Here is a 24,414-nt window from a genome sequence, read left to right as displayed (position 1 = left end):
CGCCGACCGCGCCGCCCCCCGGCGCGGGCTCTTCCCGCGCCGGCCCTCCCGAGACGAGGCGCCCGCGGAGCCGAAACCCGCCGGAGCGTCCGCGGCGGCCTCGGCGCCCGTCAGCGGCCCCGTGCCCGCGGCGGCGGCCGAGGTCCAGCCGATGACGCGGCGGGAGCTGCGGGCCCTGGAGGCCAGCGGCCGCTTCCCCGCCGTGCGCGGCCAGCGCACCGACCGGCAGCGAGCCGTGGCGCCCGCTGCAGCGCAGACGCCCCCCGCGCCCTCGGAGGCACCGCTGGCGGCCGCCGCCGCCTCGCGTCCCGCACCGGCGCCCGTGGCCCCGCCGCTGGTGCCCGGTCCCGCGGTCGCGGCCCCGGCGGGTTCCACCACCACCGGGCCCGCCGCGCTGCCCGCCGGCCTGGTGGTCCCGACCGCCGAGGCCGCCTTCCAGCCGGTGGCCGCCGCCACCGCAGGCTCCCCGGCCGCCCTGCCGCGGCGCGCGCCGGCGCCGACCGGTCGCACCCCGCAGGTCTCGCAGACCGCCCAACAGACCGCCCAGCAGACCGCCCAGCAGACCGCCCAGCCGGCGGACAGCGGCGCCGCGGACCGCGCGGCGGGCTGGCTGGCCCAGCCGGGCGCGCCGCTGCGCCCCCTGCGCTCCATGCCGCCGGCCACCGGCGTCTCCCCGGCGCTGGCGTCCTTCGAGACCGGCCGCATCCCGCGCGAGCCCTACCGCCCGTCGGCCCTCGCCTCGGGTGCGGCGCCCCTGGCGCGGCGGTCGCCGTCGTCGTCCTCCCCGGTCGTGCGCAGCGCTGCGGCCCCGCACCCGCCCCGGCGCCGCGAGCCGTCCGAGGTCCGCAGCATGCTGGCCGGGTACACCAGCGGTGTCAGCCGCGCCCGCCGCACGCCCGCGGGCGCCCCGAGCGACACCCAGACCAAGGAGGAGCGGTGACAGCTCAGACCGGCCAGAGCACCCAGGCGCCGGCGGGAGGGGAGACGACCGCCGCGGGCTTCAGCTGGCTCCTGGACGACTTCGTCCGCCGCGTGCCCGGGGCCCGCAACACCCTGGCGGTCTCCGCCGACGGCCTGCTCATGGCGATGTCGGCGGACCTCGACCGCACCGAGGGGGACCAGCTCTCCGCCATCGTGGCGGGCATGTCCAGCCTCACGCGCGGTGCCGCCCGGCAGCTGCGCGGAGGGGAGGTGCGGCAGGCCATCGTGGAGATGGACGAGCTGTTCCTCTTCACCATGAGCGTGTCCGACGGCTCCGTGCTCGCGGTGGTCGCGGACGCCACGTGCGACGTGGGCATGGTGGGCTACGAGATGGCCATGCTCGTCTCCCGCGCCGACGCCGCGCTGACCCCGCAGCTGGTGGCCGAGATGCGCGCCGCGCTGCCGGTGGACGGTCCCGGACGCTCCGTCCGGGAGGGGTGAGCGGTGGCTCCCGAGCGCCCGGGCCGCCACGGTCCGGCTGACGACGACGGCGAGGAGCTCCCCACCGTCCGTCCCTACGCCGTTGCCGGTGGTCGCCGTGCCCCGACCGCGGCCGAGCTGCCGCTGGAGGCGCTGGTGCAGGCGCTGGGGACGCCGGTGACGGGCATGACCCGCGAGTGCCGGAGCATCCTGGAGCTCACGGCGTCGGGCTGGCTCTCGGTGGCGGAGCTGTCCGCCCACGTGCGGCTGCCCGTGCCCGTGGTGCGCGTGGTCATCACGGACCTGCAGCGCTCGGGCGCCGTGCGCGTGCACGCCCCCGTCCTGCCCCCGGTCGGCGCGGGCGCCTCCTCACGCGGCGGTGCGGACGGCCGCACCGGCGACTGGGCGCCCACTTCCCCCCGCAGCGTCCTGGAGAGCGTCCTCGATGGCATCAGCAGCCTCTGACAGCACGGCCACGAGCCCCGCGGTGAGCACCACGGCCGACCGTCCGCAGGTGGTGACCAGCGGTGACGCCGCGCCCACCACCGTCAAGATCGTCATCGCGGGCGGATTCGCCGTCGGCAAGACGACGTTCATCGGCTCCCTGTCCGACATCGAGCCGCTGAGCACCGAGGCGGCCATGACCGAGCACTCGGTGGGGGTCGACGACGCCGGCGGCGTCAGCGACCGCAAGACCACCACCACGGTGGCCATGGACTTCGGCCGCATCGCGCTGCCGGGCAACCTGTGGCTGTACCTGTTCGGCACGCCCGGCCAGGACCGGTTCCTCTTCATGTGGGACGACCTGGTCCGCGGCGCGATCGGCGCGGTGGTGCTGGTCGACACCGAGCGCCTCGAGCAGTGCTTCTCCGCGGTCGACTACTTCGAGCAGCGCGGCATCCCCTTCGTGGTGGCGGTCAACTGCTTCGACGGCGTGGCCCGGCACGAGCTGGAGGACGTCCGCGAGGCCCTCGCCATCCCCGACCACGTGCCGGTGCTCTACACCGACGCGCGCGCCCGGCCCGCCACCAAGCAGGCGCTGGTGACCCTCGTGCAGCTGGCGGTCCAGCAGCTCGCGGCCTGACCCGGGCGGGCCACCCGAGCCGCCGCCCGGGGGACCTGGGGAAGATCCGGCGGGCCGAGGGTGTTCGATGCGGTCGTGCGCATCTACGACGACGTCACGCAGCTGGTCGGCCGCACCCCGCTGGTGCGCCTCAACCGCCTCTCCGAGGGCGCGGTGGCCCAGGTGGTCGCCAAGCTCGAGTTCTACAACCCGTCGGCGAGCGTGAAGGACCGCATCGCCGTCGCCATGCTCGACGCCGCCGAGGCGTCGGGGGAGCTGCGGCCCGGCGGCACCGTCGTCGAGGCGACCAGCGGCAACACCGGCATCGGCCTGGCCATGGCCGGTGCGGCCCGGGGCTACCGCGTGGTGCTGACCATGCCCGAGACGATGAGCCTCGAGCGGCGTGCGCTGCTGAGGGCGTACGGCGCCGAGGTGGTCCTCACCCCGGGCAGCGAGGGCATGAAGGGCGCCGTCGCCCGCGCCGTCGAGGTCGCCACCGAGCGCGGCGCGGTGCAGGTGCGCCAGTTCGCCAACGCCGCCAACCCCGAGGTGCACCGCCGCACCACCGCCGAGGAGATCTGGGAGGACACCGACGGCGCCGTCGACGTGGTCGTCGCGGGCATCGGCACGGGGGGCACCATCACCGGCGTCGGGCAGGTGCTCAAGGAGCGCAAGCCCGGGCTGCGCGTGGTGGCGGTCGAGCCGAAGGAGTCTCCGATCCTCAACGGCGGCCAGCCCGGTCCCCACAAGATCCAGGGCATCGGCCCCAACTTCGTGCCCGAGGTCCTCGACACGAGCGTCTACGACGAGGTGGTCGACGTCGACATCGACACCTCCGTCGCCTGGGCCCGCCGCGCGGCCGCCGAGGAGGGCATCCTCGCGGGCCTGTCCTCCGGCGCCGCCCTGTCGGCCGCCGTGCAGGTGGCCAGCCGCCCCGAGATGGAGGGCAAGCTGGTCGTCGTCGTCATCCCCAGCTTCGGGGAGCGCTACCTGTCGACGGTCCTCTACAGCGACCTCATGCAGTGAGCCAGCAGCCGCCGCGCTCGTGGCGCGAGCGGGTGCGCGAGGACGTCGACGCGGTGCTCCTGCGCGACCCCGCCGCCCACTCGCGCCTCGAGGTGGTGCTCACGTCCCCGGGGCTGCACGCGCTGTGGGCCCATCGCGCCGCGCACGCCCTGTGGCACCGCGGCCCGAGCGGACGGCTGCCGGCGCGCCTGCTGGCCCACTGGGCCCGTCGCCGCACCGGCGTCGAGGTGCACCCCGCGGCCCGGATCGGCCGGAGGGTGGTCATCGACCACGGCATGGGCGTGGTCATCGGGGAGACCGCCGTCGTCGGGGACGACGTCCTGCTCTACCACGGCACCACGCTCGGCGGCCGCGTCAGCGGTCTGCAGGGGGAGCAGCAGGGACGGCGCCACCCCGTCGTCGGCGACCGCGCGGTGCTCGGCGCCGGCGCCACCGTGCTCGGCGCGGTCCGCGTGGGCGACGACGCCCGCGTCGGAGCGGGCGCCGTGGTCCTCGCGGACGTCCCCGACGGTGCCACGGCGGTGGGCGTCCCGGCCACGATCGTCACCCGCCGCACCACCGGCCTGCCGGACGACGGTCCGTCCGGCGGCCAGCCTCAGGAGCCGGTGGCGGACCCGTCCTGACCGCTGTCCTGGGAGCGCAGGAACGCCTCCAGCTGGGCGGCCAGCTCGTCACCGTCGGCCACCTCGTCCTCGGGCAGGTGGGGTGAGACGAGGGACGGGCCGGTCAGCCCGCGGCCCGCGGCCACGGCGTCGTACTGGTGCTCCAGCGCCGACACGGCCTCGCGGGTCTCGGTGGACGCGGCCACCTGCTCGTCCACCTGGACGAGCACCTCCACTCCGGTGGCGGCCAGCTCGGTGATGGCCTCCTCCAGCTGCAGGCCGGTGGCCTGCGAGAGCGCCTCGAGCAGCGCCACCGCCGACGGCGGGAAGGTGGTCGAGCCGAGGTAGTGGGGGACGTGCACCGAGAAGCCCATCGACGGCAGGCCGGCGCGGGCCAGCGAGAGCTCCACGAAGGCGCCCGCGTGACCGGGGACGACCACGGCGTCGAACCACCGCGGCCGCCCCGCGATGAGGGCGCGGTCGCTGGCGTGGGCCGTGAGGGCGGCCGGGCGGGTGTGCGGCGCCGCCCACGGGATGCCCTGCAGCGAGACGGCCAGCCGCGCGCCCGCGCGCTGCGCGAGCTGGTGGACGGCGGTGGCGAACCGCTGCCAGTGCAGGTCCGGCTCGGAGCCCGCGAGCAGCAGGAACGGCGTCCCGGCCTCGTCGAGCACCTCGTGGAGCACCAGCTCGGGCAGGTCGGCGTCCTCGAACCGGTCACCGCTGAACGTCATGGGCGGCCGTCGACCGCGGTAGTCGTGCACGAGGTCGGTGTCGAACCGGGCGAGCACGCGGGACTCCAGCCGGCCCAGCAGGTGCGTCGCCACGAGCTGGGAGGCCGCGCCGGCGTCGACGAAGCCGGTGAGGGCGTGCACCAGCACGGGGCCGTGCCCGCCGGTCCCAGCAGGGGTCGGCTCCGCGACCACCTCATACAGGTCCTCCGGTGCCAGCACCGCTCCTCCGTCCCTCCGCGCGCTCGTGCGCAGACTGCGCCTGCTGCGCTCAACACCGCCGGCCTCTCGAACCATCCCACCCCTCCGTGACCACGGGGGAGAAGTCGGTGGCGCGGCGGTGGTGAGGGCTGACAGGGTCGGTGGGGTGAGCCCCGCCGTCCCTTCCGGTGCCCCCGTCGAGCCCGTCCTCCGCCGCGCCACCCGCGACGACCTGCCCGCCCTGCGGGCCTTCGACGGCCGCGTGTTCGGCTTCACCTGGGCTGACCCCGACTTCGCCGGCTTCGAGCGCCTCTTCGAGCCGGAGCGCTTCGTGATGGCCCACGAGCCCGCCGCACCCGGTCTCGCCGAGTCCGACGCGCTCGTCGGGGTGGCGGGCGCCTACTCCATGACCATGACCGTGCCCGGCGGGTCGCGGCTGCCCGTCCCGGGTGTCACCTGGGTGGGCGTCGCCCTGCACCAGCGGCGCCGCGGTCTGCTGAGGCGCCTGTTCGCCGACCTGCACGCGGGCTTCGTCGCCGATGGCGCGGCCGTGGCGGCCCTCACGGCCAGCGAGGCCACCATCTACGGCCGCTTCGGCTACGGCGCCGCGACCACCAACCGCTCCGTGCGCGTCGACAGGCGCCGCGCCCGCCTCACGCCCGTCGCGGAGGCGCTGGCGTGCGCCGAGGTCGCGCGCCACGCCGCCACCTCCGCCGTGCGCGGGCACCTCGCCGCCGTGCACGAGCGCTGGTGCGCCGCCACCCCCGGCGCGATGGCCCGCAGCGCGGCCTGGTGGGACTGGCTGCTCGCCGACACCCCCGACCAGCGCTCGGGGGGCACCGAGCTGTTCGTGCTGGTCCACCCCGACGGGTACGCCACCTACCGCGTCGTCGAGCAGACCACGGCCCGCCTGGTGGACCTCGTGGCCGCCACCCCGGCCGCCCACGCCTCGCTGTGGCGGTCGCTGCTGGCGCTCGACCTCGTGGAGCAGGTCACCGCCGGACGCGCGGCCCCCCTCGACGACCCGCTGCCGCACCTGCTGGTGGACCCCGCCGTCGTCACGACCACGGCGGTGGAGGACGGCGTCTGGGTGCGGCTGCTCGACGTCCCCGCGGCGCTCACCGCCCGCACGTACGCGTGCGAGGTGGACGTCGTGCTCGACGTCGTCGACGACGGCGGGCTCGGCGGCGTGGACGCCTCCGCCCGGGTCCGCCTGCGCGGCGGCCCGGACGGCGCGGAGTGCACCCGCACGGACGCCCCCGCCGACGTCCGCCTCGGCGTCGCCGCGCTGGGGGCCACCTACCTCGGCGGCACGCGGCTGGGGCCGCTGGCGCGCGCCGGTCTCGTCGAGGCCGACGAGCCGGCCGTCCTGGCGAGGCTCGGAGCCGCGCTGCTGGGCGAGCGGGATCCCCAGTACGGCACGTCGTTCTGACCCCCGGTCACACTCCGGCCCGCCAGCGGGAGGTCGTGGGGCAGGATGGGGGAGTCGAGGAGGGCTGCCGGAGCGGCCGAACGGGGCAGCCTTGAAAGCTGCTGACTGGTCTTCCAGTCCGTGGGTTCGAATCCCACGCCCTCCGCGGAGCCGATCAGTCGCTGTCGATGGAGCGCAAGTTCGTTGTGCGACGACGCGAGTCGTACGCGGCTTGGTGCCTGCGCTGACACCGCCTGCAGAACCGCTCCGACGGGCCGCGGAAACCGTCGTAGTCATGCCCGCGCGGGCACTGCTCCTTGGCAGCGTTGAGCGCCGTCGGGGAATGGCCGCGCAAAGTGTTCTCACGGGGGGTCACCGGTTCTAGGTGATCGGGGTTGCAGCAGCGCTTGACGCGACAGAGGTGGTCCAACCACATGCCGCTCTCGATCGGACCGATGAGCATTTCAAACACGCGCCGGTGTACGAGGACCATTCGACCCTCCCAGGACATCTGCCCGTATCCACCACCGTTGCAGCCGGCTGTCCAGAGCCAGCAGCCGTGCTCCTCGGCCGCGTCAATGCGCTCCCAAAGACGCCTCTCGTACTTGTCCACAGAGTTCTCCCGCTAGGTCACCTGAGGACGTCAACGATGCCGTGCGGGTACGACAGCGGAGCCGATGAATCATCGATGCCAGGTGTCTCCGCCGGCCCGCGCCTGCAGGGACATCAGGTGGGGCACTCTGCTTTCCCCGGTCTGTGGGGCGATCGGCAACCTCGCTGCGTTGCTAGGGGACGATGCGGTGACCGTGGTCCCTCGAGGTCAGGAGTCAACTGGAGCGGGGACAGCCCCGATCTTGGTGTGAAGCGCTCAGGACCGCCGTTCGAGCTGGGTCTCGTGGAGTGCGCGCCGATCCGGCCGAGCGGCGCGCTTGGCGGCGTACATGGCGGCGTCCGCAGCTCGCAGCGCGGCCTCGACGTCGTCGTGGTCGTCCAGGTGGGCCAGGCCCACGCTCGCCCCGACGGGCACGCCCGGCGGCGAGGCGTCGGCCACCGCCGCACAGAGGCGCTCGACCACGGCGGCGTCGTCCTGCTTGGACGCACCGCGCAGGATGAGGGCGAACTCGTCGCCGCCGAGGCGTCCCACGAGGTCCCCCGAGCGCACGTCGGCCACGAGGTAGGCGGCGATGCGCTGCAGGAGGGCGTCGCCCGCGGCGTGGCCGAGGGTGTCGTTGACGGGCTTGAAGCCGTCGAGGTCGAGGAAGGCCACGAGGACGCCGGTCTCACCGCCGGCGCGCAGCCGCTCCGCGGACGTCGTGAAGGCGCGGCGGTCCAGCAGACCGGTGAGCGGGTCGGTGTGCGCGAGGCGGCGCAGCTCGGCGTTGGCCAGGCCCAGCGCCCGTGACCGCGCCGCGATGACCTCCCCGACCGCCACGAAGACCGGTACGGCGTACACGGCGGTCCAGGCCGAGCCCGGGTGGTGCAGGAGCAGCAGCGGCACCGTGTAGGAGACCAGCGCCAGCGGCGCCGTCGACAGCGAGGTCCACCGCGGGTGGTGGGAGCCGATCCACACGAACAGCAGCAGGTAGAAGACGCCGTAGCGGTAGGGGTCGTCCCCGCCCACGCTGTTGTGGACGGCGATGAGCGCCAGCGCTGGAGGCACCATGACCAGCGTCGCCCGGCGCGGGAGCCGTCCCCACACCGGCAGGTACATGGCCGCCGCGAGCGCGGCGGTGGCGAGGCTGACCCAGCGGACGCCGTCGCGGTCGACGGTGAGCGACTGCCCGGGCGTGAAGGTGGAGACCAGGACGAAGGCCGACGAGAGCAGCCCGACCATCCCCAGGCCCCGGGCCGCCTCGGCCCCGGGCGTGCGTGGGGTGGCGGTGCGCCCCGTCGTCGTCATCGTGACCGCGTCTCCACGACGGGCGCGGGCGTGGGGGCGGGGACGGCGGGGGACGTCCCGCCGAGGGAGCGCACCCCTGTGAGGAGGTCCTGCGCGACGTCGGCGGGGACCGGGCGCGACAGCAGGAAGCCCTGCGCCTTGTCACAGCCCAGCTCGCCGAGGATGCGCAGCTGGCCGGGCGTCTCGATGCCCTCGGCGATGGTGGTCAGCCCCAGCGCCGAGGCGATGTCGAGCACCGCCCGGACCATGGCCAGCGACGTCGCGTCCTCCTCCAGGCGGGAGATGAACGCCCGGTCCAGCTTCACCACGTCGACGGGCAGCTGGTGGAGGTAGGACAGCGACGACGAGCCGGTGCCGAAGTCGTCGATGGCGATGCCCACGCCGAGGTCCCGCAGCGCCTGCAGGCGCCGTGCCGCGCCGTCGAGGTCCAGCATCATGGCGGTCTCGGTGAGCTCGAGGGTCAGCAGCTGCGGAGCGAGCCCGGTCCGGTCGAGCACGTCGCGCACGCGGTGCACGAGGTCGACGTCGAGCAGCTGCTGCGGGGAGAGGTTGACGCTGGTGCTCCACGCCCGCGCGGGGTCGAGGGCGTGCCAGGCGGCGGAGCGCTCGGCGGCGTCCTGCAGCACCTTCAGCCCGATCGGCCGGATGAGGCCCACCTCCTCGGCCACCGGCACGAAGTCCAGCGGCGAGACCAGACCGCGCGCCGGGTGCTGCCAGCGCACCAGCGCCTCGAAGCCGGCGACCCGCGAGGGGTCGGTGAGCAGGGCGTACGGCTGGTAGTGGACCAGCAGGTCACCCGCGGAGGCCTGACCCGCCAGGGAGGCCCGCAGCTCGTCGGCGGTCCGGGCCCGCTCGAGCACCTCCTCGCGCAGGCGGGGGGTGTAGAGCGCCGTGCGGGCCGCGGAGCCGTTGTCGGCGCCGGTCCGCTGCGCGGCGTGCAGGGCCAGCGACGCGTCCCGCAGGACGTCCTCGGCGGTGCGGTCCTCACCGGGGCGGTGGAGCACCGCGCCGGCGCAGGCGCTGAGCACGATGGTGGCGCCCTCCACCTCGACGGGCTGGTTGACCACCTCGAGCAGGCGCAGGGCGATGGCGGCCGCGTCGGCGTCGTCCGGGACGTCGTCGACGAGGACGGAGAAGACCGAGCCGCTGGCGCGCACCACCCGCTCACCGCTGCGCACGGCGCCGGACAGGCGCAGCGCGGTGGTGCTGACCACCAGCTCACCGACGTCGTGGCCGAGTGTCGCGTCGATGGTGGCGAGGTCGTCCAGCTCCAGCTTCACCACGGCCAGCGGGGTGCTCCGGGGCGCGTCGAGGGACTCCTGCAGGTGGCGCAGCAGCAGCTGGCGGTTGCCCAGCCCGGTGAGGTCGTCGTGGGTGGCGCGGTGCTCGAGCTCGTCGGTGAGCCCTCGCAGGCGCTGCTGCTCGTGCACGAGGGTGTCGAGCATCCTGTCGAACTGCCCGCCGACGAGGATGAGCTCGTCGCGGGGAGGGCGCGACGAGCCGGCGCTCACCGCGCCCGCGCCCACGCGGGCGGTGAGGTCCCCCTCGGAGACCCTCCGGGCGACGTCGGCGAGGCGCTTGGCGCGCCGGCCGACGAAGGCCGTGAAGACCAGCCACAGCACCACCAGCAGCAGCGCGGTGCCGTCGGTGGTGACCAGCGAGACCTGCTGGCTGAGCTCGGTGCAGGCGGGTGTGCCGCCGCACTCCTTCGTGTCCAGGGCGCCCTCGAGGTAGAGGGCCATCCCCAGCGACACCGCGACGACCGGCCCGCCCACCTTGACGATGACCGGGGTCTGCGCGGAGGCGCGCTGCAGCAGGCGCAGCGCGCCTCCGGGCAGGCGCCGAAGCACCCCGGGGGCGCCGGGCGTGGCGGGCAGGGTCACAGCGCTGCGCCTCAGGCGGCCTGGCGCGAGCGGGTGGCCCAGACGACGCCGAGGAGCACGGCGGCGGTGCCGAGGTGCAGCGCGTGGTCGGGGCTGTTGAGGGCGATCGGGTCCATGTGACCGCCCATGACGAACGGGCCGACCAGGCCGAGCAGCAGGAAGACGAAGCCCACCAGGCGGTCCACGCTGCGCGCGGAGTCCGTGCCGAGCAGCGCACCGACGAGCAGGGCGCCGCCCAGCCCGAGGTGGGCGATGTTGTGCACGGGGTTGATCTGGAACAGCAGGAGGGTCGCGCTGTTCTGCATCGACCAGGACGTCACGCCGGTCAGGACGAAGCCCGCCACGCCGACGAGCAGGTAGACGGACCCGAGGCCGGCGCCGGCCAGGCGCACGGGGGTCCAGCGGTCGGTGGCGCGGGCAGCTCCGTCGGGCCGGGTGCGGGGACTGGTGGCGGAGGAGGTCATGTCCTCCCATCGGCAGGACGGTCGCCGCTGTTGAGCGCGGCGCTCCCTGACCGCCGTCGGCCGTCGGGGATACCCGCTGTTCGTGTTCACCTGGAGCAGGCACCGACCACAGGCTCAGGTCCGGGCCCGCACGCGCCGATGGGAGCACAGCAGTCCTCTTCCCCCAGCGAGGACCATCCCGAAGGAGCCCACCCCTGTGGCCAAGCGCTTCGCCGACCTGAAGATCACGGTCAAGCTCGCCGGCATGCTGGCTCTCAGCACGCTGCTCGTCGTCGTCGTCGTCGCGACGGCCCTCGTCCAGCTCTCCGCGGCTGAGCAGCGGGCCGGCGCCATCAACAGCCAGCTCGACTCCGTCTCCGACATCGCGGCCGTGCGCAGCAGCATGCTCGTGGTGCGCTCCGACGTCCTGCGCGTGGCGCTGGCCGGCGCGGACAAGAAGCAGGCGGCCGCGGACTCCCTGACCCAGGACGTCGACGCCATGGGGGTGGCGTGGAAGTCCTACCAGGGGAGCGAGCCGCAGGCCGCGGAGGCCGACCGGACCGCGCTGTGGAACGCCGTGGGCGCGTGGGGGACCCTGCGCGACCAGTCCGTGCAGCTCGCGCTGGCCGGTGACGCCGCCGGCTACAGCGCCCTGCGCGACGCCAAGGTGACGCCCGCCGCCGACGCGGCCTTCGCGGCCCTGGACGCGGTGCAGAAGGCGGAGGCCGCCTCCGCGGACGCCATGGTGACCAGCGGTCAGGCCGCGTACTCGCGCAGCGTCGTGCTCTTCGTGGCCGTCTCCCTGGTCGGCCTGGTGGTGGTCCTCGCCCTCGGCCTGGTCATCAGCCGCGGCATCACCCGTCCGCTGGCCCGCGTGCTGCAGGTTGTGAAGGGCCTGGCTGACGGCCACCTGGACCAGCGCACCGGCATCACCAGCCGGGACGAGGTCGGCCAGCTGGCCGCCGCCACCGACGCCTCCATCGAGAACCTCGCCGTGGTGGTCCGGCAGATCAGCCGCCGGGCCGACGACCTCGGCTCCGCCTCGCAGGGGCTCACCGCCACGTCGACGCAGCTGTCGGCCGGGGCGGAGGAGTCCGCCGTCCAGGCGAAGCTGGTCGCTGCGGCCTCGGAGGAGATCTCCGCGTCGATGTCCACCATCGCCGCGGCCGGCGAGGAGATGACCTCCGCCATCGGGGAGATCGCCTCCTCCACCTCCACCGCGTCCCGCACCGCCGCTGACGCGGTGGCCAACGCCGAGTCCGCGGGGAAGATCCTCGAGCGCCTCGGCACGTCCAGCCGCGAGATCGGCGACGTCGTCAAGCTCATCACCTCCATCGCCGAGCAGACCAACCTGCTGGCCCTGAACGCCACCATCGAGGCCGCCCGCGCCGGCGAGGCCGGCAAGGGCTTCGCCGTGGTGGCCGGTGAGGTCAAGGACCTCGCGGGCCAGACCTCCAAGGCGACCGAGCAGATCGTGGCCCGGGTCCACACCGCCCAGGCCGACGCTGCCGACGCGACCGCGGCGATCGAGCAGATCAGCGAGGTCATCGCCCGCATCGACGCGCTGCAGGCCACCGTGGCCTCGGCGGTCGAGGAGCAGTCGGCGACGACGGCGGAGATGGTCCGCTCGGTCACCGAGGTCTCCTCCGGCGCGCAGGAGATCAGCGCGAACATCGGCGGCGTCGCGAGCGCCGCCACCCAGACCACGCTGTCGGCGTCGGAGACGACGCGGACGGCGGAGGAGCTGTCACGCACGGCAGCGGAGCTGCGCTCCGCGGTCGGCGCGTTCCGGCTCTGACCCCTACCCCGACCGATCAGTCACCAGGACCAGGAGGCAGCCGCGTGGACGGCATGGATGAGATCATCGGCGAGTTCCTCGTCGAGAGCTACGAGAACCTCGACCAGCTCGACAGGGACCTGGTGGCGCTCGAGCAGGCGCCCGGATCGCGCGAGCTGCTGGCGAGCGTGTTCCGCACCATCCACACCATCAAGGGCACCAGCGGGTTCCTCGCGCTGAGCAAGCTCGAGAGCGTCGCGCACGTGGGCGAGAACCTCCTCGCCAAGCTGCGCGACGGCGTGATGGTCATGGAGCCGGCCACGGCCGACGCGCTGCTGGCCATGGTCGACACCATCCGCGGGCTGCTCGGCAGCCTCGAGGACAGCGGGTCCGAGGGCGACCTCGACGTCGAGCCGACGGTGGCGCAGATCAAGGCCGTGCTCGACGGCACCGCCGCTCCGGCGGCTCCGGCCGCCGCGGCCCCCGCGGCCGCTCCCGCCGTGGAGAAGGCCCCGGCCAAGCGCGGCCGCGCCGCTGCCGCCCCGGTCGCCGAGCCCGCTCCTGTCGCTGAGGCTGCTCCGGTGGCCGAGGCCGCTCCTGTCGCTGAGGAGCCGGTCCAGGACGGTGTCGACGCGCACGCCGACGCGCACGCCGACGCGCACGCCGACGAGCCGGCCGACCAGCACGCCGACGACGAGGCCGAGCCGGTCGCCGAGGTCGTAGAGGTCCCTATGACCGCCGCCGCGACCCCGGCCAAGGCTCCCGCGGCCGCCGCCGCACCGGCCAAGGCCGCCGCGAACGACGGCGAGCACCGCCGCAGCGCGGCGGACTCCTCGATCCGCGTGGACGTCGACGTGCTCGACGACCTCATGCGCCTCACCGGTGAGCTGGTGCTGGCCCGCAACCAGATCCTGCGCCAGGTGGCCGCCCTCACGGACGACCTGGAGCTCACCCGCGCCGCCCAGCGCCTCAACCTCATCGCCGGTGAGCTGCAGGAGGGCGTCATGAAGACGCGCATGCAGCCCATCGACGCGCTGTGGGCCAAGCTGCCCCGCGTCGTGCGCGACCTGGGCGCCCAGTGCGGCCGCCAGGTCCGCCTCGACATGGTGGGCCGCGAGACCGAGCTCGACCGCACGCTCCTGGAGGCCGTCAAGGACCCGCTGACGCACCTGGTGCGCAACGCGGTGGACCACGGCATCGAGGCGCCGGCCGACCGCGTCGCCGCCGGCAAGCCCCGCGAGGGCGTGCTGCGGCTCGCGGCCCGCCACGAGAGCGGCCAGGTGGTCGTGGAGGTCTCCGACGACGGCAAGGGCATCGACCCCGCCGTCATCGGCGCCTCGGCCGTCCGCAAGGGCGTCATCACCCAGGACGTGCTGGACCGCATGGCCCCGGCCGACGTCCTCCAGCTGATCTTCGCGCCCGGCTTCTCCACGGCCGCCGCCGTCACCAACGTCTCCGGGCGCGGTGTGGGCATGGACGTGGTCAAGACCAACGTCGAGGCCATCGGCGGGACCATCGAGGTCGAGTCCGTCCCGGGCCGCGGCACCACCTGCCGCCTGCGGATCCCGCTGACGCTGGCGATCATGCCGGCGCTGACCGTGGTCTCCGGCACCGAGCAGTACGCCATCCCGCGCGTCAACCTCCAGGAGCTCGTGGCGCTGGACGTCGAGTCCGACCCGGGCCTGCTGGAGGAGGTCGGCGGCGCTCCCGTCTACCGCCTGCGCGGGGAGCTGCTCCCGCTGGTCAACCTCGCCGACGTCCTCGGCGTCACGCCGAGCGTGCGCGCCGACGGCGCGGGCGAGCGGATCACCATCGCCGTCCTCGCCTCCGAGGGGCGCCGCTTCGGCCTCGTGGTCGACCGGGTGCTCAACACCGAGGAGATCGTGGTCAAGGCGCTGGGCAACCAGCTCAAGGCCGTGGGCCTGTTCTCCGGCGCCACGATCCTGGGCGACGGCGCCGTCGCGCTCATCCTCGACGTGCAGTCCCTCGCGCGCCGCGCCCTGCGCGGCGTGGCGGCCGAGCGCCTCGAGAGCCTGCGCGACGACCGCACCGAGGCCGCTGCCGGCACCGGCGAGCGCCTGCTCGTCGCCGGCATCGGCGGTGGCCGCCAGGTGGCGATCCCGCTCGACATGGTCACCCGCCTGGAGCGCATCGCCGCCAGCAGCGTGGAGACCGTCGGGTCGCGCGAGGTGGTCCAGTACCGCGGGGAGATCCTCCCGATCGTGCGCCTGGACCGCTACCTCGGCGCCTACGCCGAGTCCGACCGCACCGACCTCGAGGTGGTCGTGTACGCCGACCCGCGCCAGGGCGGCCGCAGCGTCGCCATCGTGGTCGAGTCGATCCTGGACGTGGTGGACGGCTCCAGCGCCTCGGTGCTGTCCGACATCGACGACCACGGCCTGCTGGGCTCGGCCGTCATCGCGGACCGCGTCACGGAGATGCTCGACGTCCGCGCCGCGATCCTCACCGCCGACCCGGCGTTCTTCTCCCGCATCCTCGACGACGCCGTGGGCGTCGAGGGCCTGACCGAGTCCGTGGAGGTCTGACGTGAGCACCAGGACAGCCACCCGCCCGACCACCGCCGTGGCCACGCGGATGCTGACGTTCGAGCTGGCAGGGGCCCTGTACGGCCTCGAGGTGGAACAGGTGCAGGAGGTGCTGCGGGCCCAGAAGGTCACGCGGGTGCCGCTGCACAGCGCCGCCATCGCCGGCCTCATCAACCTGCGCGGCGAGGTGGTCACCGCCATCGACCTGCGGGCGCGGCTGTCGATGCCGGCGCGCCCGGAGGGCCAGGACGCGGTGAACATCGTGGTCCGCCTGCACGGGGAGTCCATCAGCCTGCTGGTCGACTCCATCGCCGACGTCGTCGAGCTGGACGACCGCAGCTTCGAGCCGGTCCCCGACACCCTGGACGGCGAGGTCCGCGACCTCATCCGCGGGGCGTACAAGACCGAGGGACGGCTGCTGCTGGCCCTCGACGTCAACCGCGCCGTCACGGGCTGACACCGGCCGACACCCGGTCGGGCGCCACCCGTCGCGGTCCGGACGCCGCAAAGCGCCCGGATCGGACACCCAGCGCCGAACCCCGCTCACCCTCCGCTACGGCGGATGGGTGAGCGGGGTTCGCGTCGTCACGCTGAGCGATGCACCCTGGGCCGGTGCCGTACACCCTGACCAGCGCCGCCACCCTCGGCTACGACCTGGTCCGGCTGCCTGGCGGCCGCCAGGCGGCCGGCGTGGTGGTCTCGGCCCTGCGCAGCGGACCCGCGGAGTGGGCACTGCTCGCCGCGCACCACCCGCTGCGCACCTCCGACCCCTCGGCCGACCCGCTGCTGTGCGCCCAGGAGTCCGTGCGGGCCCGCGAGATGGCCGCGCAGGGACCGCGCCTGCAGCACTCCTCGACCACGGCGGACGCCGTCGCCTCCGGAGAGCACGAGCGGCTCGCCGCTCTGGCCGAGCAGCTGCGCTCGGCGATGGTCGGCAGCGCCGCCGCCTTCGAGCGGCTCGTGCGCAGCGAGGCCCTCGCCGTCGTCGGCGCTGCGGACGGCCCCGTCGACGGTCCGGTGGACGACGACCTCACCGACGGGGGAGCCGTGGACCGCGCCCTGGCAGCCGACGTGCTGGCCGACGCCGCCGTGGCCGCCTACGCCGCCCGTGAGCTGCCCCGCTCCCTGCGCCGGCGCCTGTCCGAGCCGTACGAGCGCGCCGTGGCGGGCTCGGTGCCCGGCACCTTCGACCTCGCCCCGGACCCTCGCACGCCGTGGGGACCGGCGCTGTCCGAGGTCCTGTCCGGCCTGCGCAGCACCGACGCCGAGGGCCGCCGCCGGTGGCGCGCGGCCGTGGACGCCTCCCGCCTGGCCGCTCAGGCCCGCCTGGCGCCCGGCGGCGGTGGCTCCGTCGACGGGGCCCCGGGCCGGTCGTGGTCGGAGGCCATGCACGACGCGTGCTGGGCCGCCCACGCGTCGGGTCGCACCGAGGCCGCCGCGGCCGCGCAGATGCTGGCCGTGCAGGCCTTCCTGGACGGCGGGTTCGGCGTCGACGACGGCGCCACGGGCGTCTGGAACGCCGTGGCCGGCTGCGTGCAGGGCGTCCTCGTGGCCGACCTGCTGGGCTCGGAGTCCCTCGAGCTGCTCGCCCAGCCGTGGGCCGCCGTCACCGGGCGCACCCTGGCCGGCTGCTGAACCGCAGGTCGCAGGCCTGCCGCCCGCGAGGCAGTGGGCTGAACGGGGCAACAGCCGTCCCCCCGCGAGGTCTCCACCACTAGCCGCTCAACCCACCGCCCCCGACCGCCGATCCCCTGAGTACGCCGCGCACCAGCGCAGGTGCGCTCGAGTCAGGGAGGCCGTCGGTGCAGCCGATCAGGGTGCTCGTCGTCGATGACTCCGTCGTCGTCCGCAAGATCGTCACCGACTGCCTGTCGGGGGACCCGCAGGTCGAGGTGGTCGGCACCGCGTCCAACGGCCGGCTCGCCCTCGGCAAGATCGCAGCGCTGCGTCCGGACGCGGTGACCATGGACATCGAGATGCCCGAGATGAACGGCATCGAGGCGGTCCGCGAGATCCGCAAGACCGAGCGCCGCCTGCCCATCATCATGTTCAGCACCCTGACGGACCGCGGCGCCGCCGCGACCCTCGAGGCGCTGACCGCCGGCGCGTCCGACTACGTCACCAAGCCCGCCAACGTCGGCTCCGTGCAGGCGTCCATGGCGCAGGTGCGCGAGCAGCTGCTGCCCAAGCTGCTGGCCCTGACCGGTCGCACCCCCACCCCCGCGCAGACGGCCGCCGTGCCGCGCGCCGCGGACCTCGCCGCCGTCCCCGGGGGCAGCGCCGCCGCCCCAGTGGTCCCCGGGCCGCGCACGGTCCCGCCCCGCCAGGCGTCGGTCCTGGTCATCGGTTCCTCCACCGGCGGTCCCGAGGCGCTCACGAGCGTCCTGCCGCGGCTGCCCCGCGACCTCCCCGTGCCGGTGCTCCTCGTGCAGCACATGCCGCCGCTGTTCACCACGCAGTTCGCCGCGCGCCTGGACCGGCTGTGCGCGCTCGACGTGGTCGAGGCGACCGCGGGGACCGTGCTGCGGCCCGGCACCGTGCACCTCGCCCCCGGTGACTGGCACCTCACGGTGAAGACCGTGGACCGCGAGAAGCGCACCGTGCTGACGCAGGACCCGCCGGAGAACTTCTGCCGCCCCGCCGTCGACCCGCTGTTCCGCTCCGTGGTGGACGCCTACGACGGTGCCGTCCTGGCCGTCGTCCTCACCGGCATGGGCTCGGACGGCAAGCTCGGCGCGGCCCGCGTGCGCGCCGCCGGCGGCTACGTCATCGCCCAGGACAAGGCCACCTCCGTGGTCTGGGGCATGCCGGGCGCCGTCACCACCTCCGGAAGCGCCGACGAGGTGCTGCCGCTGGGCTCCATCGCCGACGCCGTGCTGCGGCGCCTGCCCCGCGGATCCGGGGTGCAGCGCGCAGCCGCGCCCGAGCCCGCCGCTGCTGTTCCCGCCGCACGCCCCGCCACCGGGCCGTCCCTGGCTCCGGCGGCCTCCCCCGCCTTCCACCGCCCCCCGGCGCCGCACACCGCGCGCCCGACCCTGTTCGGAGGTGCTCGATGAGCCTGGCCGCCCACGACTTCGGCTTCGTCGCCGACCTGGTGCGCCGCGAGAGCGCCATCGTCCTGAGCCCCGGCAAGGAGTACCTGGTCGAGGCGCGTCTGCTGCCGCTGGCGCGCCGCGCCGGTGCCTCCGGCGTCGCCGAGCTGGTGGAGAAGGCCCGCCGCCACCCCGACCGCGCCACCACGCAGTCCATCGTGGAGGCGCTCACCACCAACGAGACCTCCTGGTTCCGCGACGGCGACCCGTTCTCCCAGCTGGGCACCACGGTGTTCCCGCAGCTGCTCGCCGCCCGCAACCCCGGCGAGAAGCTGCGCTTCTGGTCCGCTGCCTGCTCCAGCGGCCAGGAGGCCTACACCATCGCGATGGTCGCCTCCGACACCGTCCCGGCCGCCGCCTCGCGCCTGGCCATCACCGCCACCGACCTGTCGGTGGAGATGGTCGAGCGCACGAAGGCCGGCCGGTTCAGCCAGCTCGAGGTCAACCGCGGCCTGCCCGCCCCCATGCTCGTGCGCCACTTCACCCGCGCGGGAGCCGAGTGGGAGGTCGCCCCGGCCCTGCGCTCGATGGTCACCGCGAGCCAGATGAACCTCGCGCAGCCGTTCCCGCGGATGGGCCCGTTCGACGTGGTCTTCCTGCGCAACGTGCTCATCTACTTCGACGTCCCCACCAAGCAGGACATCCTGCGCCGCGTCCGCGCCCTCATGCGCCCCGACGGCTGGCTGTTCCTCGGGGCCGCCGAGACCACGCTCGGCGTGGACGCCGGGTGGGAGCGCGTGGCCCTGGGCCGCACCTCCGCCTACCGGCCGGTCGGCTGAGCCGCCGGCGTCCCGTCCCCGACCGTCCCCCGACCGTCCCTGACCGTTCCGACCCGCACCACCCGCCGCAGACCGCGACGGACCGCACAGAGAGAGGGAGAGCAGTGCACGCACTGGTGATCGACGACTCGCGCGCGATGCGCAGGATCGTCGGCGGCATCCTCGAGGACCTCGGCTACGAGGTCGAGCAGGCCGGCGACGGCCGCGAGGCGCTGGACGTCCTCGAGGCCGGGCGCGTCCCCGACCTCGCCTGCATCGACTGGAACATGCCCGTCATGGACGGCCTGTCCTTCGTCAGCGCGGTCCGGGCGAACGCGGCGTGGCGCGACGTCACGCTCATGATGGTGACCACGGAGAGCGAGCACGGGCAGATCGTCCGGGCGCTGGCCGCCGGCGCCCACGAGTACCTCATCAAGCCCTTCACCCCCGACGCCCTGCGCGACAAGCTGTCGCTGCTCGGCCTGGTCCCGGTGGAGGTGCCGTGAGCGAGCTCCTGGACACCCCCTCGACCGCGGTGACCCCCGCCGAGCTGCTCCCCGAGGACAGCGTCCGCGCCATCGCGGACGAGATCTTCGCCTCCTTCGTGGGCGAGGACGAGGTCCTCGTGCCACTGGAGGGCGAGCTGCCCGAGGAGACCGTCAGCGCGTGGGTCGGCATCGACGGCCCCTGGCGCGGTCGCGTCACCCTCACCTGCTCGCCCAGCACCGCTGAGGAGCTCACCCGCGCCCTGCTGCGCGGCCGGGCCCCCGAGGTGCTGGACGCCGAGGACGTCGAGGACGGCTTCGGCGAGCTCGCCAACGTCGTCGGCGGTGGCCTCAAGGCCCTCCTGCCGGAGGCCTCCTCCCTGACGCTGCCCCTCGTGGGCACCGACGCGCCCCACAACGGCGTCGACGAGCACCGCATCGCCAGCCTCTGGCGCGGTGAGCCCTTCGACATCGCCATCTGCTCCGTCCCGCTGCCGAGCTGACCGACCACCCACCCCTACCGCGAGGGAACCGACCGTGAAGATCCTCATCGCTGACGACAGCCGCGTGATGCGGCAGATCGTGATCCGCACACTGCGCCAGGCGGGGTACGACAGCCACGAGGTCGTGGAGGCCGAGAACGGCCGCGACGCCCTCGACAAGGTCGCCAGCGAGCGGCCGGACCTGGTGCTGTCCGACTGGAACATGCCCGAGATGACCGGCATCGAGTGCCTGCGCGCCCTGCGCGCCTCCGGCTCCGAGGTGCCGTTCGGCTTCGTGACCTCGGAGGGCTCCGACGACATGCGCTCCACGGCCTCGGCCGCCGGTGCCCTGTTCCTCATCGCCAAGCCCTTCACCCCCGAGACGTTCGAGAGCCACCTGGGCTCGGTGATCGGCTGATGCCCGGGACCGCCACCACGCCGCTGCCCGCGGCCAAGGACGTCAAGGACCTCTTCGAGGGCCTCCTGGGCAAGAGCTGCGAGTTCCACGAGGGCGGCACGCTGGACGCGTCCGGCAAGAACCTCGTGGCCACCTACGTGGACGACGCGCTCGCCATGCGCGCCCTCGTGGCCGTGGACCTGCCGCTGGCGGTCTACTCCGGAGCCGCCATCGGCCTCATGCCGCCCGGCGGGGCCCAGGACCTCGTGTCCGACGGCGAGCTCCCCAAGACCCACCGCGAGAACGCCGCCGAGGTGCTCAACATCATGGCGTCGCTCTTCAACACCCCCGGTGCCCCGCACCTGCGCCTCTACAGCCACCACGCCCCCGGCGAGGCGCTCGCGGGCGACGTCTCGGCCAACCTCGCCAAGCGCGGCGGCCGCGTCGACTACACCGTCGAGGTCAAGGGCTACGGCAAGGGCGCCCTGGCGGTCGTCCTGGTCTGACGCACCGGGCGTCACAGCTCCGGCCCTCGCGGGTCGGTCAGCGCTCGGCAGCGCACGGAGGGCCGGCTCCCCCTGGTGGGGGAGCCGGCCCTCCCGCGCGTCCGCGCCCAGCTCCCGTGACTGGCTCGCCGCCAGGCGCTGGCTGCACCCCTCCCGTTGACGATCACACGTCTACGCGCCACGACGGCTGCGTGCGGTGCACCCGGGTGGCGCGCAGGTGCTTGATCGTGGTGGCTGTGCCGCGGGGCTGCTGCGCGCCACCCGCCCACGGCGTGTCGACCTTGGCGTTCCGTGTCTCGAGGAGGGAGAGCGCGGCCACGGAACGCCACGATCGACGGTGCCGAGGGCGACGACGATGAGCCGCGCCGCCCAGGATGACCGCCGGCTGCACCCCCACCTGTTGACGATCACACGTCTGCGCGTCACGACGGCTGCGTGCGGAGCACCCGGGTGGTGCGCAGGTGCTCGATCGTGGGCGAGGTGAGGATCCGACGGCGGGGCGCCTGTCGACGCGTGGTGGCGAGCTCTCACACGCCGGAGGCCGGCACCCCGGTGGGGGCGCCGGCCTCTGGGGCGCAGCGGGTGCGAGCTGGTGGGTCAGGCCGCCAGCGGCTGGCGCAGCGGGTAGCTGCTGCCGGCCAGCACGACCTGGGCGGCCACGCCGCTCGTGCCGTTCACGAGGATCGGCGCGAGCAGGTTGACGGTGGAGTCCACCAGCGAGGCGCCCGGGCTCACCACGACGAGCAGCAGGCCCGGCTCCCCGGGAGCGAGGCCGACGGCTGCGCGGGACACGCCGTCGAAGACGGGGGAGTAGCCGGTGACGACCTCGGCGGGGTCCAGCACGAACAGCCGGACCGCCTCGTCCTCCAGGCTCTGCAGCGCCATGAGCGGGCTCTCCGGGTCGATCTCGACCAGGGCGAAGCGGCTCAGGTGCTCCAGGCCGAGCAGTGGCGCGGCGAAGCGGACCTCCGCCAGGTCGGGTGCACCGGCGGACTCGGCCCCGGTCGTCTCGCTGTCCATCACGATCACGGTACTGCTCACGAGTCTCCTCGAGTGGTCCGCGCCGTCCGTGGCTGGGGAGGGTTCCGTCAGGTGGGTGCTCAGCGCCGCAGGCGCCGTCAGGAGGGCGGTCACGGCGGTCAGCGCAGGAAGTCCATGAGGCTGGTGTTCAGCACCTTGGACGTGACCTGCAGCGCGGCCTTGTAGGCCGTGTCCTGCAGGGACATCTGGATCATCGACGACGGCAGGTCGACGTCCTCGACCTTGGACAGCTGGTCGGTGAGGTCGTACTTGCTGGAGGTCGCGACCTCCTGGGCCCGCTGGAGGCGGTTGGTGCGCGCACCGACGTCGGCCAGGCCGGTCAGCACCTTGCTGATGGCCCCGTCGAGCTTGGTGAGCAGGTCGGGCAGGCAGGTCCCCGGGGTGCCGGTGGCCGGGTCGGTGGTGGTGCCGGTGGACTTGGGCGACTTCAGCTCGTCGCTGATCTGCTGCAGCAGCGAGAACACCGACTGCCCGGCGGTCTGGCCGTTCGCGGCGGTGTCCGTCCCGAAGATCTGCGCCCCGTTGGTGTCGACCCGCACGAACGACTGCGCGTCGATCTGGCGCTGGACCGGGGAGTCGTCGGCGGCCGTAGGACCGGTGGCGGACCACGTGTAGACCGCGGGCGTGTACGTGGGCGGCGTGCCGGCGGGAGAGCCGGTGGGCGGCGGGGTGGTCACGGACGCAGCCGTCGCGGTGACGGCGGCACCGCCCGCGGTGCCCGCGAAGAGGTTGCGGCCCATGTACTGGGAGTTGGCCAGGGCCAGGATGCTCGACCGGATGCCGTCGATGTCCACAGCGGTGGCGGTGCGGCTGCCGTCGTTCTGGAAGCCCGCGTTCAGGGCCGCCACCACGTCGGTGCGCGCGGCGGTGAGCAGGTGGCTGGTGGTCTGCAGCGCCGTGTCCTGGGCGTTGAGCCAGCTCGTGCCGTCGTCGGCCTGCGTCTGGTACATGTCGTTCAGCCGCAGCTGCTGGCGCAGCGCGAGGCTGGAGACCGTGCCCGACGGGTCGTCCGACGGCTTCGTGATCTTCTTGCCGCTGGAGATCTGGTCCTGCAGGAGGCCGATCCGCTGCAGGTTGCCCTGGATGCGGGCGAGCGCCGACTCCTGGAGCGAGCGGTGTGTCACGCGTTCGGTCATCAGGTCACCTGCCCACGAGTCCGGTCTTGTTGATGAGCGTGTCGAGCATCTCGTCGACCGCTGTCAGCACGCGCGCCGCGCCCTGGTAGGCGCGCTGGGCGGCGATGAGGTCCGCGCTCTCCTCGTCCAGGGAGACGCCCGCGGCGCCCTGCTGGTCGGCGAGGGTGGCGGTGAGCACGGCCTGGGCCGCGTCGGTGCGGGCCGAGGCGGAGCTGCTGTCGGCGCCGAGCTTGGAGACGTAGGCGCTCCACGTGGCGTCCGGGCTGGTGGTCCTGGTCCCGATCGCGGCGATGGCCGTGGCGATGGACGCGTCGTTCGCGCCCTTGCCCGACGCACCGATCGCGAGGTTCGCACCGGTGAAGGTGGACGCGATCGCGATGCTCTGCGCCGAGAAGGTCCCCGCGGGCGCGTCGCCGGTGAAGAGCGGCGGGGAGGGGTTGCGGTTCGCGTCGACGGCGTTCGCGTTCTGGGTGCTGTCCTGCAGGGCGTTGACCTGGGTGGCCAGGCTCTGCGCGACGGCGTCGTACTGCGCCGAGGCCTTCGGGAGCGTCGAGCGCAGCGCCTCGAGCTCACCCGTCAGCTTGCCGCTGAGCGGGTTGACGCTGTTGACGCCCACCTTCACCACGATCGTCCCGGTGGCGACGTCGGAGGCCGAGGCGCCCGGCGCCTGGCCCTTGACGACGTCACCCATCGACGTCGGGGTCTGGCTGATGGTCAGGGCCGCGTTCGTGCTCCCCTGCACGAGCAGCGCGCCGCCCACGTAGAGGTCGGTCTGGCCGTTGGGCCCCGCCTGCGTCGTGGCGCCGGTGAGCTCGACGATGCGCGTGACCATCTGGTCGCGCTTGTCCATGAGCTCGTTGGGCGCGCCACCGGTGGTGGTGGCCTTCTGGATCTGGTCGTTGAGGGTGGCGACGTTGCCGGCGAGGGTGTTGACCTCGTTGACGTCGGCGTCCACCTGGCTGCGCGTGGCCGACCACTGGTTGTTGATGGTGTTCCAGGCCGCGTGCAGCGTGGCCACCACGTTCTGCGCCGCACCGAGCACGCTGTTGCGGGCGGCGCCGTCGGCGTTGGTGGCGCCGGCCTTGGTGGCCGCGCTCGCCCAGGCCGCCCACATGGTGTTCAGCTGGGTGGCCAGGCCGTTGGCGCTGGGCTCCTGCGTGAGGCTCTCCAGGCCGGACAGCGTGTCGGCGCGCTGCTGCTGCAGGGCGTGGTCGCCGGTCTGGACGTTGACCTGCTGGCCCAGCACGGCGTCGTAGGCGCGGGAGATGCTCACCACCTGCACGCCACCGCCGGTGACGGGGTTGCCGGTCAGCATCCCCGAACCGCCGGGAGCGTTCAGCTCCTGCAGGTCGGCGCGCTGCCGGGTGTACCCGGGGGTGTTGACGTTGGCGACGTTCTGCCCGATGACGTCCATCGCGCTGCGGTGGGCCCGCAGCGCCGTCACCGCGGCGTTGATGCCGGAGAAGGTGCTCATGGGTCGGAGTCCTCGGGGTCAGGGTGGGTTCGGGGAGCGGGCGGGGTCAGGTGGGGGAGGGG

25 protein-coding genes, 1 tRNA gene and 1 pseudogene are annotated in these 24,414 nt (G+C 74.3%); 18 read left to right on the top strand and 9 right to left on the bottom strand.

From position 1 onward, the window contains the following. From H7K62_RS19170 to epsC, 6 genes and pseudogenes are all read left to right on the top strand, one after another. Nucleotides 1–940: pseudogene (locus tag H7K62_RS19170) on the top strand (hypothetical protein); the annotation flags it as partial. Then, entirely contained in the window at nt 937–1,422 is a 486-nt protein-coding gene (locus H7K62_RS19165; protein WP_186721628.1) for a roadblock/LC7 domain-containing protein, read from the top strand. The pseudogene H7K62_RS19170 and the gene H7K62_RS19165, both read left to right, overlap by 4 nt. A gap of 3 nt (nt 1,423–1,425) precedes the next feature. Next, entirely contained in the window at nt 1,426–1,866 is a 441-nt protein-coding gene (locus tag H7K62_RS19160; RefSeq protein WP_186721626.1) for a DUF742 domain-containing protein, read from the top strand. Further along, a complete protein-coding gene (locus H7K62_RS19155; protein WP_186721624.1) occupies nt 1,847–2,485 on the top strand; it encodes a GTP-binding protein in 639 nt (212 codons plus the stop codon). Before H7K62_RS19160 ends, H7K62_RS19155 begins: the two co-directional genes overlap by 20 nt. A 75-nt stretch (nt 2,486–2,560) precedes the next feature. Continuing rightward, entirely contained in the window at nt 2,561–3,490 is a 930-nt protein-coding gene (gene cysK, locus H7K62_RS19150) for a cysteine synthase A (RefSeq protein ID WP_186721622.1), read from the top strand. After that, nucleotides 3,487–4,113 (top strand): serine O-acetyltransferase EpsC, encoded by a 627-nt coding sequence (gene epsC, locus H7K62_RS19145; RefSeq protein ID WP_186721620.1) that lies wholly within the window; start codon nt 3,487–3,489, stop codon nt 4,111–4,113. The genes cysK and epsC overlap by 4 nt, the downstream gene beginning before the upstream one ends. Here epsC and H7K62_RS19140 read toward each other — a convergent pair. After that, nucleotides 4,086–5,042 (bottom strand): PAC2 family protein, encoded by a 957-nt coding sequence (locus H7K62_RS19140; RefSeq protein ID WP_222437877.1) that lies wholly within the window; start codon nt 5,040–5,042, stop codon nt 4,086–4,088. The genes epsC and H7K62_RS19140 overlap by 28 nt on opposite strands. Before the next feature lie 145 nt (nt 5,043–5,187). On the opposite strand from H7K62_RS19140, the gene H7K62_RS19135 reads away from it, so the two are divergent. Together H7K62_RS19135 and H7K62_RS19130 are read left to right on the top strand one after the other, a co-directional pair. Next, the gene (locus H7K62_RS19135) at nt 5,188–6,453 is read left to right on the top strand and encodes a GNAT family N-acetyltransferase (RefSeq protein ID WP_186721616.1); all 1,266 of its coding nucleotides are present in this window, start codon (nt 5,188–5,190) and stop codon (nt 6,451–6,453) included. 58 nt (nt 6,454–6,511) lie between these two features. Then, nucleotides 6,512–6,598: transfer RNA gene (locus H7K62_RS19130), tRNA-Ser, on the top strand. A 9-nt stretch (nt 6,599–6,607) separates the two neighbouring features. Here the strand turns inward: H7K62_RS19130 and H7K62_RS24300 are convergent. From H7K62_RS24300 to H7K62_RS19110, 4 genes are all read right to left on the bottom strand, one after another. Further along, complete coding sequence (locus tag H7K62_RS24300) at nt 6,608–6,925, bottom strand: HNH endonuclease signature motif containing protein (RefSeq protein ID WP_370591854.1); 318 nt, start codon at nt 6,923–6,925, stop codon at nt 6,608–6,610. Between the two features lie 375 nt (nt 6,926–7,300). Next, nucleotides 7,301–8,332: a GGDEF domain-containing protein gene (locus tag H7K62_RS19120; RefSeq protein WP_186721612.1), complete on the bottom strand. Its 1,032-nt coding sequence runs from the start codon at nt 8,330–8,332 to the stop codon at nt 7,301–7,303. Then, nucleotides 8,329–10,215: a putative bifunctional diguanylate cyclase/phosphodiesterase gene (locus tag H7K62_RS19115; RefSeq protein WP_186721610.1), complete on the bottom strand. Its 1,887-nt coding sequence runs from the start codon at nt 10,213–10,215 to the stop codon at nt 8,329–8,331. The genes H7K62_RS19120 and H7K62_RS19115 overlap by 4 nt, the downstream gene beginning before the upstream one ends. An 11-nt stretch (nt 10,216–10,226) precedes the next feature. Next, the gene (locus H7K62_RS19110) at nt 10,227–10,679 is read right to left on the bottom strand and encodes a DUF4383 domain-containing protein (protein ID WP_186721608.1); all 453 of its coding nucleotides are present in this window, start codon (nt 10,677–10,679) and stop codon (nt 10,227–10,229) included. A gap of 196 nt (nt 10,680–10,875) precedes the next feature. Between H7K62_RS19110 and H7K62_RS19105 the strand changes: the two genes are divergently transcribed. The 10 genes from H7K62_RS19105 to H7K62_RS19060 all read left to right on the top strand — a co-directional run bounded on the left by H7K62_RS19105 (nt 10,876) and on the right by H7K62_RS19060 (nt 20,701). Next, nucleotides 10,876–12,456, top strand: a complete 1,581-nt coding sequence (locus H7K62_RS19105; protein ID WP_370591852.1) for a methyl-accepting chemotaxis protein — start codon at nt 10,876–10,878, stop codon at nt 12,454–12,456. A 44-nt stretch (nt 12,457–12,500) separates the two neighbouring features. Then, complete coding sequence (locus H7K62_RS19100) at nt 12,501–14,981, top strand: chemotaxis protein CheA (RefSeq protein ID WP_186721606.1); 2,481 nt, start codon at nt 12,501–12,503, stop codon at nt 14,979–14,981. Nucleotides 14,982–15,030: 49 nt separating this feature from the next. Next, nucleotides 15,031–15,438 (top strand): chemotaxis protein CheW, encoded by a 408-nt coding sequence (locus H7K62_RS19095; RefSeq protein ID WP_186721647.1) that lies wholly within the window; start codon nt 15,031–15,033, stop codon nt 15,436–15,438. 155 nt (nt 15,439–15,593) lie between these two features. Further along, entirely contained in the window at nt 15,594–16,616 is a 1,023-nt protein-coding gene (locus tag H7K62_RS19090; RefSeq protein WP_186721604.1) for a hypothetical protein, read from the top strand. A gap of 167 nt (nt 16,617–16,783) precedes the next feature. After that, nucleotides 16,784–18,037 carry a protein-glutamate methylesterase/protein-glutamine glutaminase gene (locus tag H7K62_RS19085; protein WP_186721602.1) on the top strand — a complete coding sequence of 418 codons (1,254 nt, stop codon included), beginning with the start codon at nt 16,784–16,786 and terminating at the stop codon, nt 18,035–18,037. Next, nucleotides 18,034–18,852: a CheR family methyltransferase gene (locus H7K62_RS19080; protein ID WP_186721600.1), complete on the top strand. Its 819-nt coding sequence runs from the start codon at nt 18,034–18,036 to the stop codon at nt 18,850–18,852. The genes H7K62_RS19085 and H7K62_RS19080 overlap by 4 nt, the downstream gene beginning before the upstream one ends. Before the next feature lie 104 nt (nt 18,853–18,956). Beyond that, a complete protein-coding gene (locus H7K62_RS19075; protein ID WP_139710793.1) occupies nt 18,957–19,337 on the top strand; it encodes a response regulator in 381 nt (126 codons plus the stop codon). Continuing rightward, nucleotides 19,334–19,819 carry a chemotaxis protein CheX gene (locus tag H7K62_RS19070; RefSeq protein WP_186721598.1) on the top strand — a complete coding sequence of 162 codons (486 nt, stop codon included), beginning with the start codon at nt 19,334–19,336 and terminating at the stop codon, nt 19,817–19,819. Before H7K62_RS19075 ends, H7K62_RS19070 begins: the two co-directional genes overlap by 4 nt. A gap of 34 nt (nt 19,820–19,853) precedes the next feature. Next, nucleotides 19,854–20,216, top strand: coding sequence for a response regulator (locus tag H7K62_RS19065; RefSeq protein ID WP_186721597.1), 363 nt, complete (start codon nt 19,854–19,856; stop codon nt 20,214–20,216). Beyond that, nucleotides 20,216–20,701 (top strand): hypothetical protein, encoded by a 486-nt coding sequence (locus tag H7K62_RS19060; protein WP_186721595.1) that lies wholly within the window; start codon nt 20,216–20,218, stop codon nt 20,699–20,701. Before H7K62_RS19065 ends, H7K62_RS19060 begins: the two co-directional genes overlap by 1 nt. A gap of 163 nt (nt 20,702–20,864) precedes the next feature. On the opposite strand, the gene H7K62_RS19055 is transcribed toward H7K62_RS19060, so the two are convergent. The 4 genes from H7K62_RS19055 to flgK form a co-directional block, all read right to left on the bottom strand. After that, the gene (locus H7K62_RS19055; RefSeq protein WP_186721593.1) at nt 20,865–21,020 is read right to left on the bottom strand and encodes a hypothetical protein; all 156 of its coding nucleotides are present in this window, start codon (nt 21,018–21,020) and stop codon (nt 20,865–20,867) included. Nucleotides 21,021–21,298: 278 nt separating this feature from the next. Continuing rightward, nucleotides 21,299–21,721 (bottom strand): flagellar assembly protein FliW, encoded by a 423-nt coding sequence (locus H7K62_RS19050; protein ID WP_186721592.1) that lies wholly within the window; start codon nt 21,719–21,721, stop codon nt 21,299–21,301. Nucleotides 21,722–21,840: 119 nt separating this feature from the next. Further along, nucleotides 21,841–22,878, bottom strand: coding sequence for a flagellin N-terminal helical domain-containing protein (locus tag H7K62_RS19045; protein WP_186721590.1), 1,038 nt, complete (start codon nt 22,876–22,878; stop codon nt 21,841–21,843). Nucleotides 22,879–22,882: 4 nt separating this feature from the next. Then, a complete protein-coding gene (gene flgK / locus H7K62_RS19040; RefSeq protein ID WP_186721588.1) occupies nt 22,883–24,352 on the bottom strand; it encodes a flagellar hook-associated protein FlgK in 1,470 nt (489 codons plus the stop codon). Nucleotides 24,353–24,414: the final 62 nt, after the last annotated feature.

It is taken from the genome of Quadrisphaera sp. RL12-1S (assembly GCF_014270065.1).
Taxonomy (GTDB): domain Bacteria; phylum Actinomycetota; class Actinomycetes; order Actinomycetales; family Quadrisphaeraceae; genus Quadrisphaera.
This window is presented reverse-complemented; position numbering and strand designations above follow the sequence as displayed.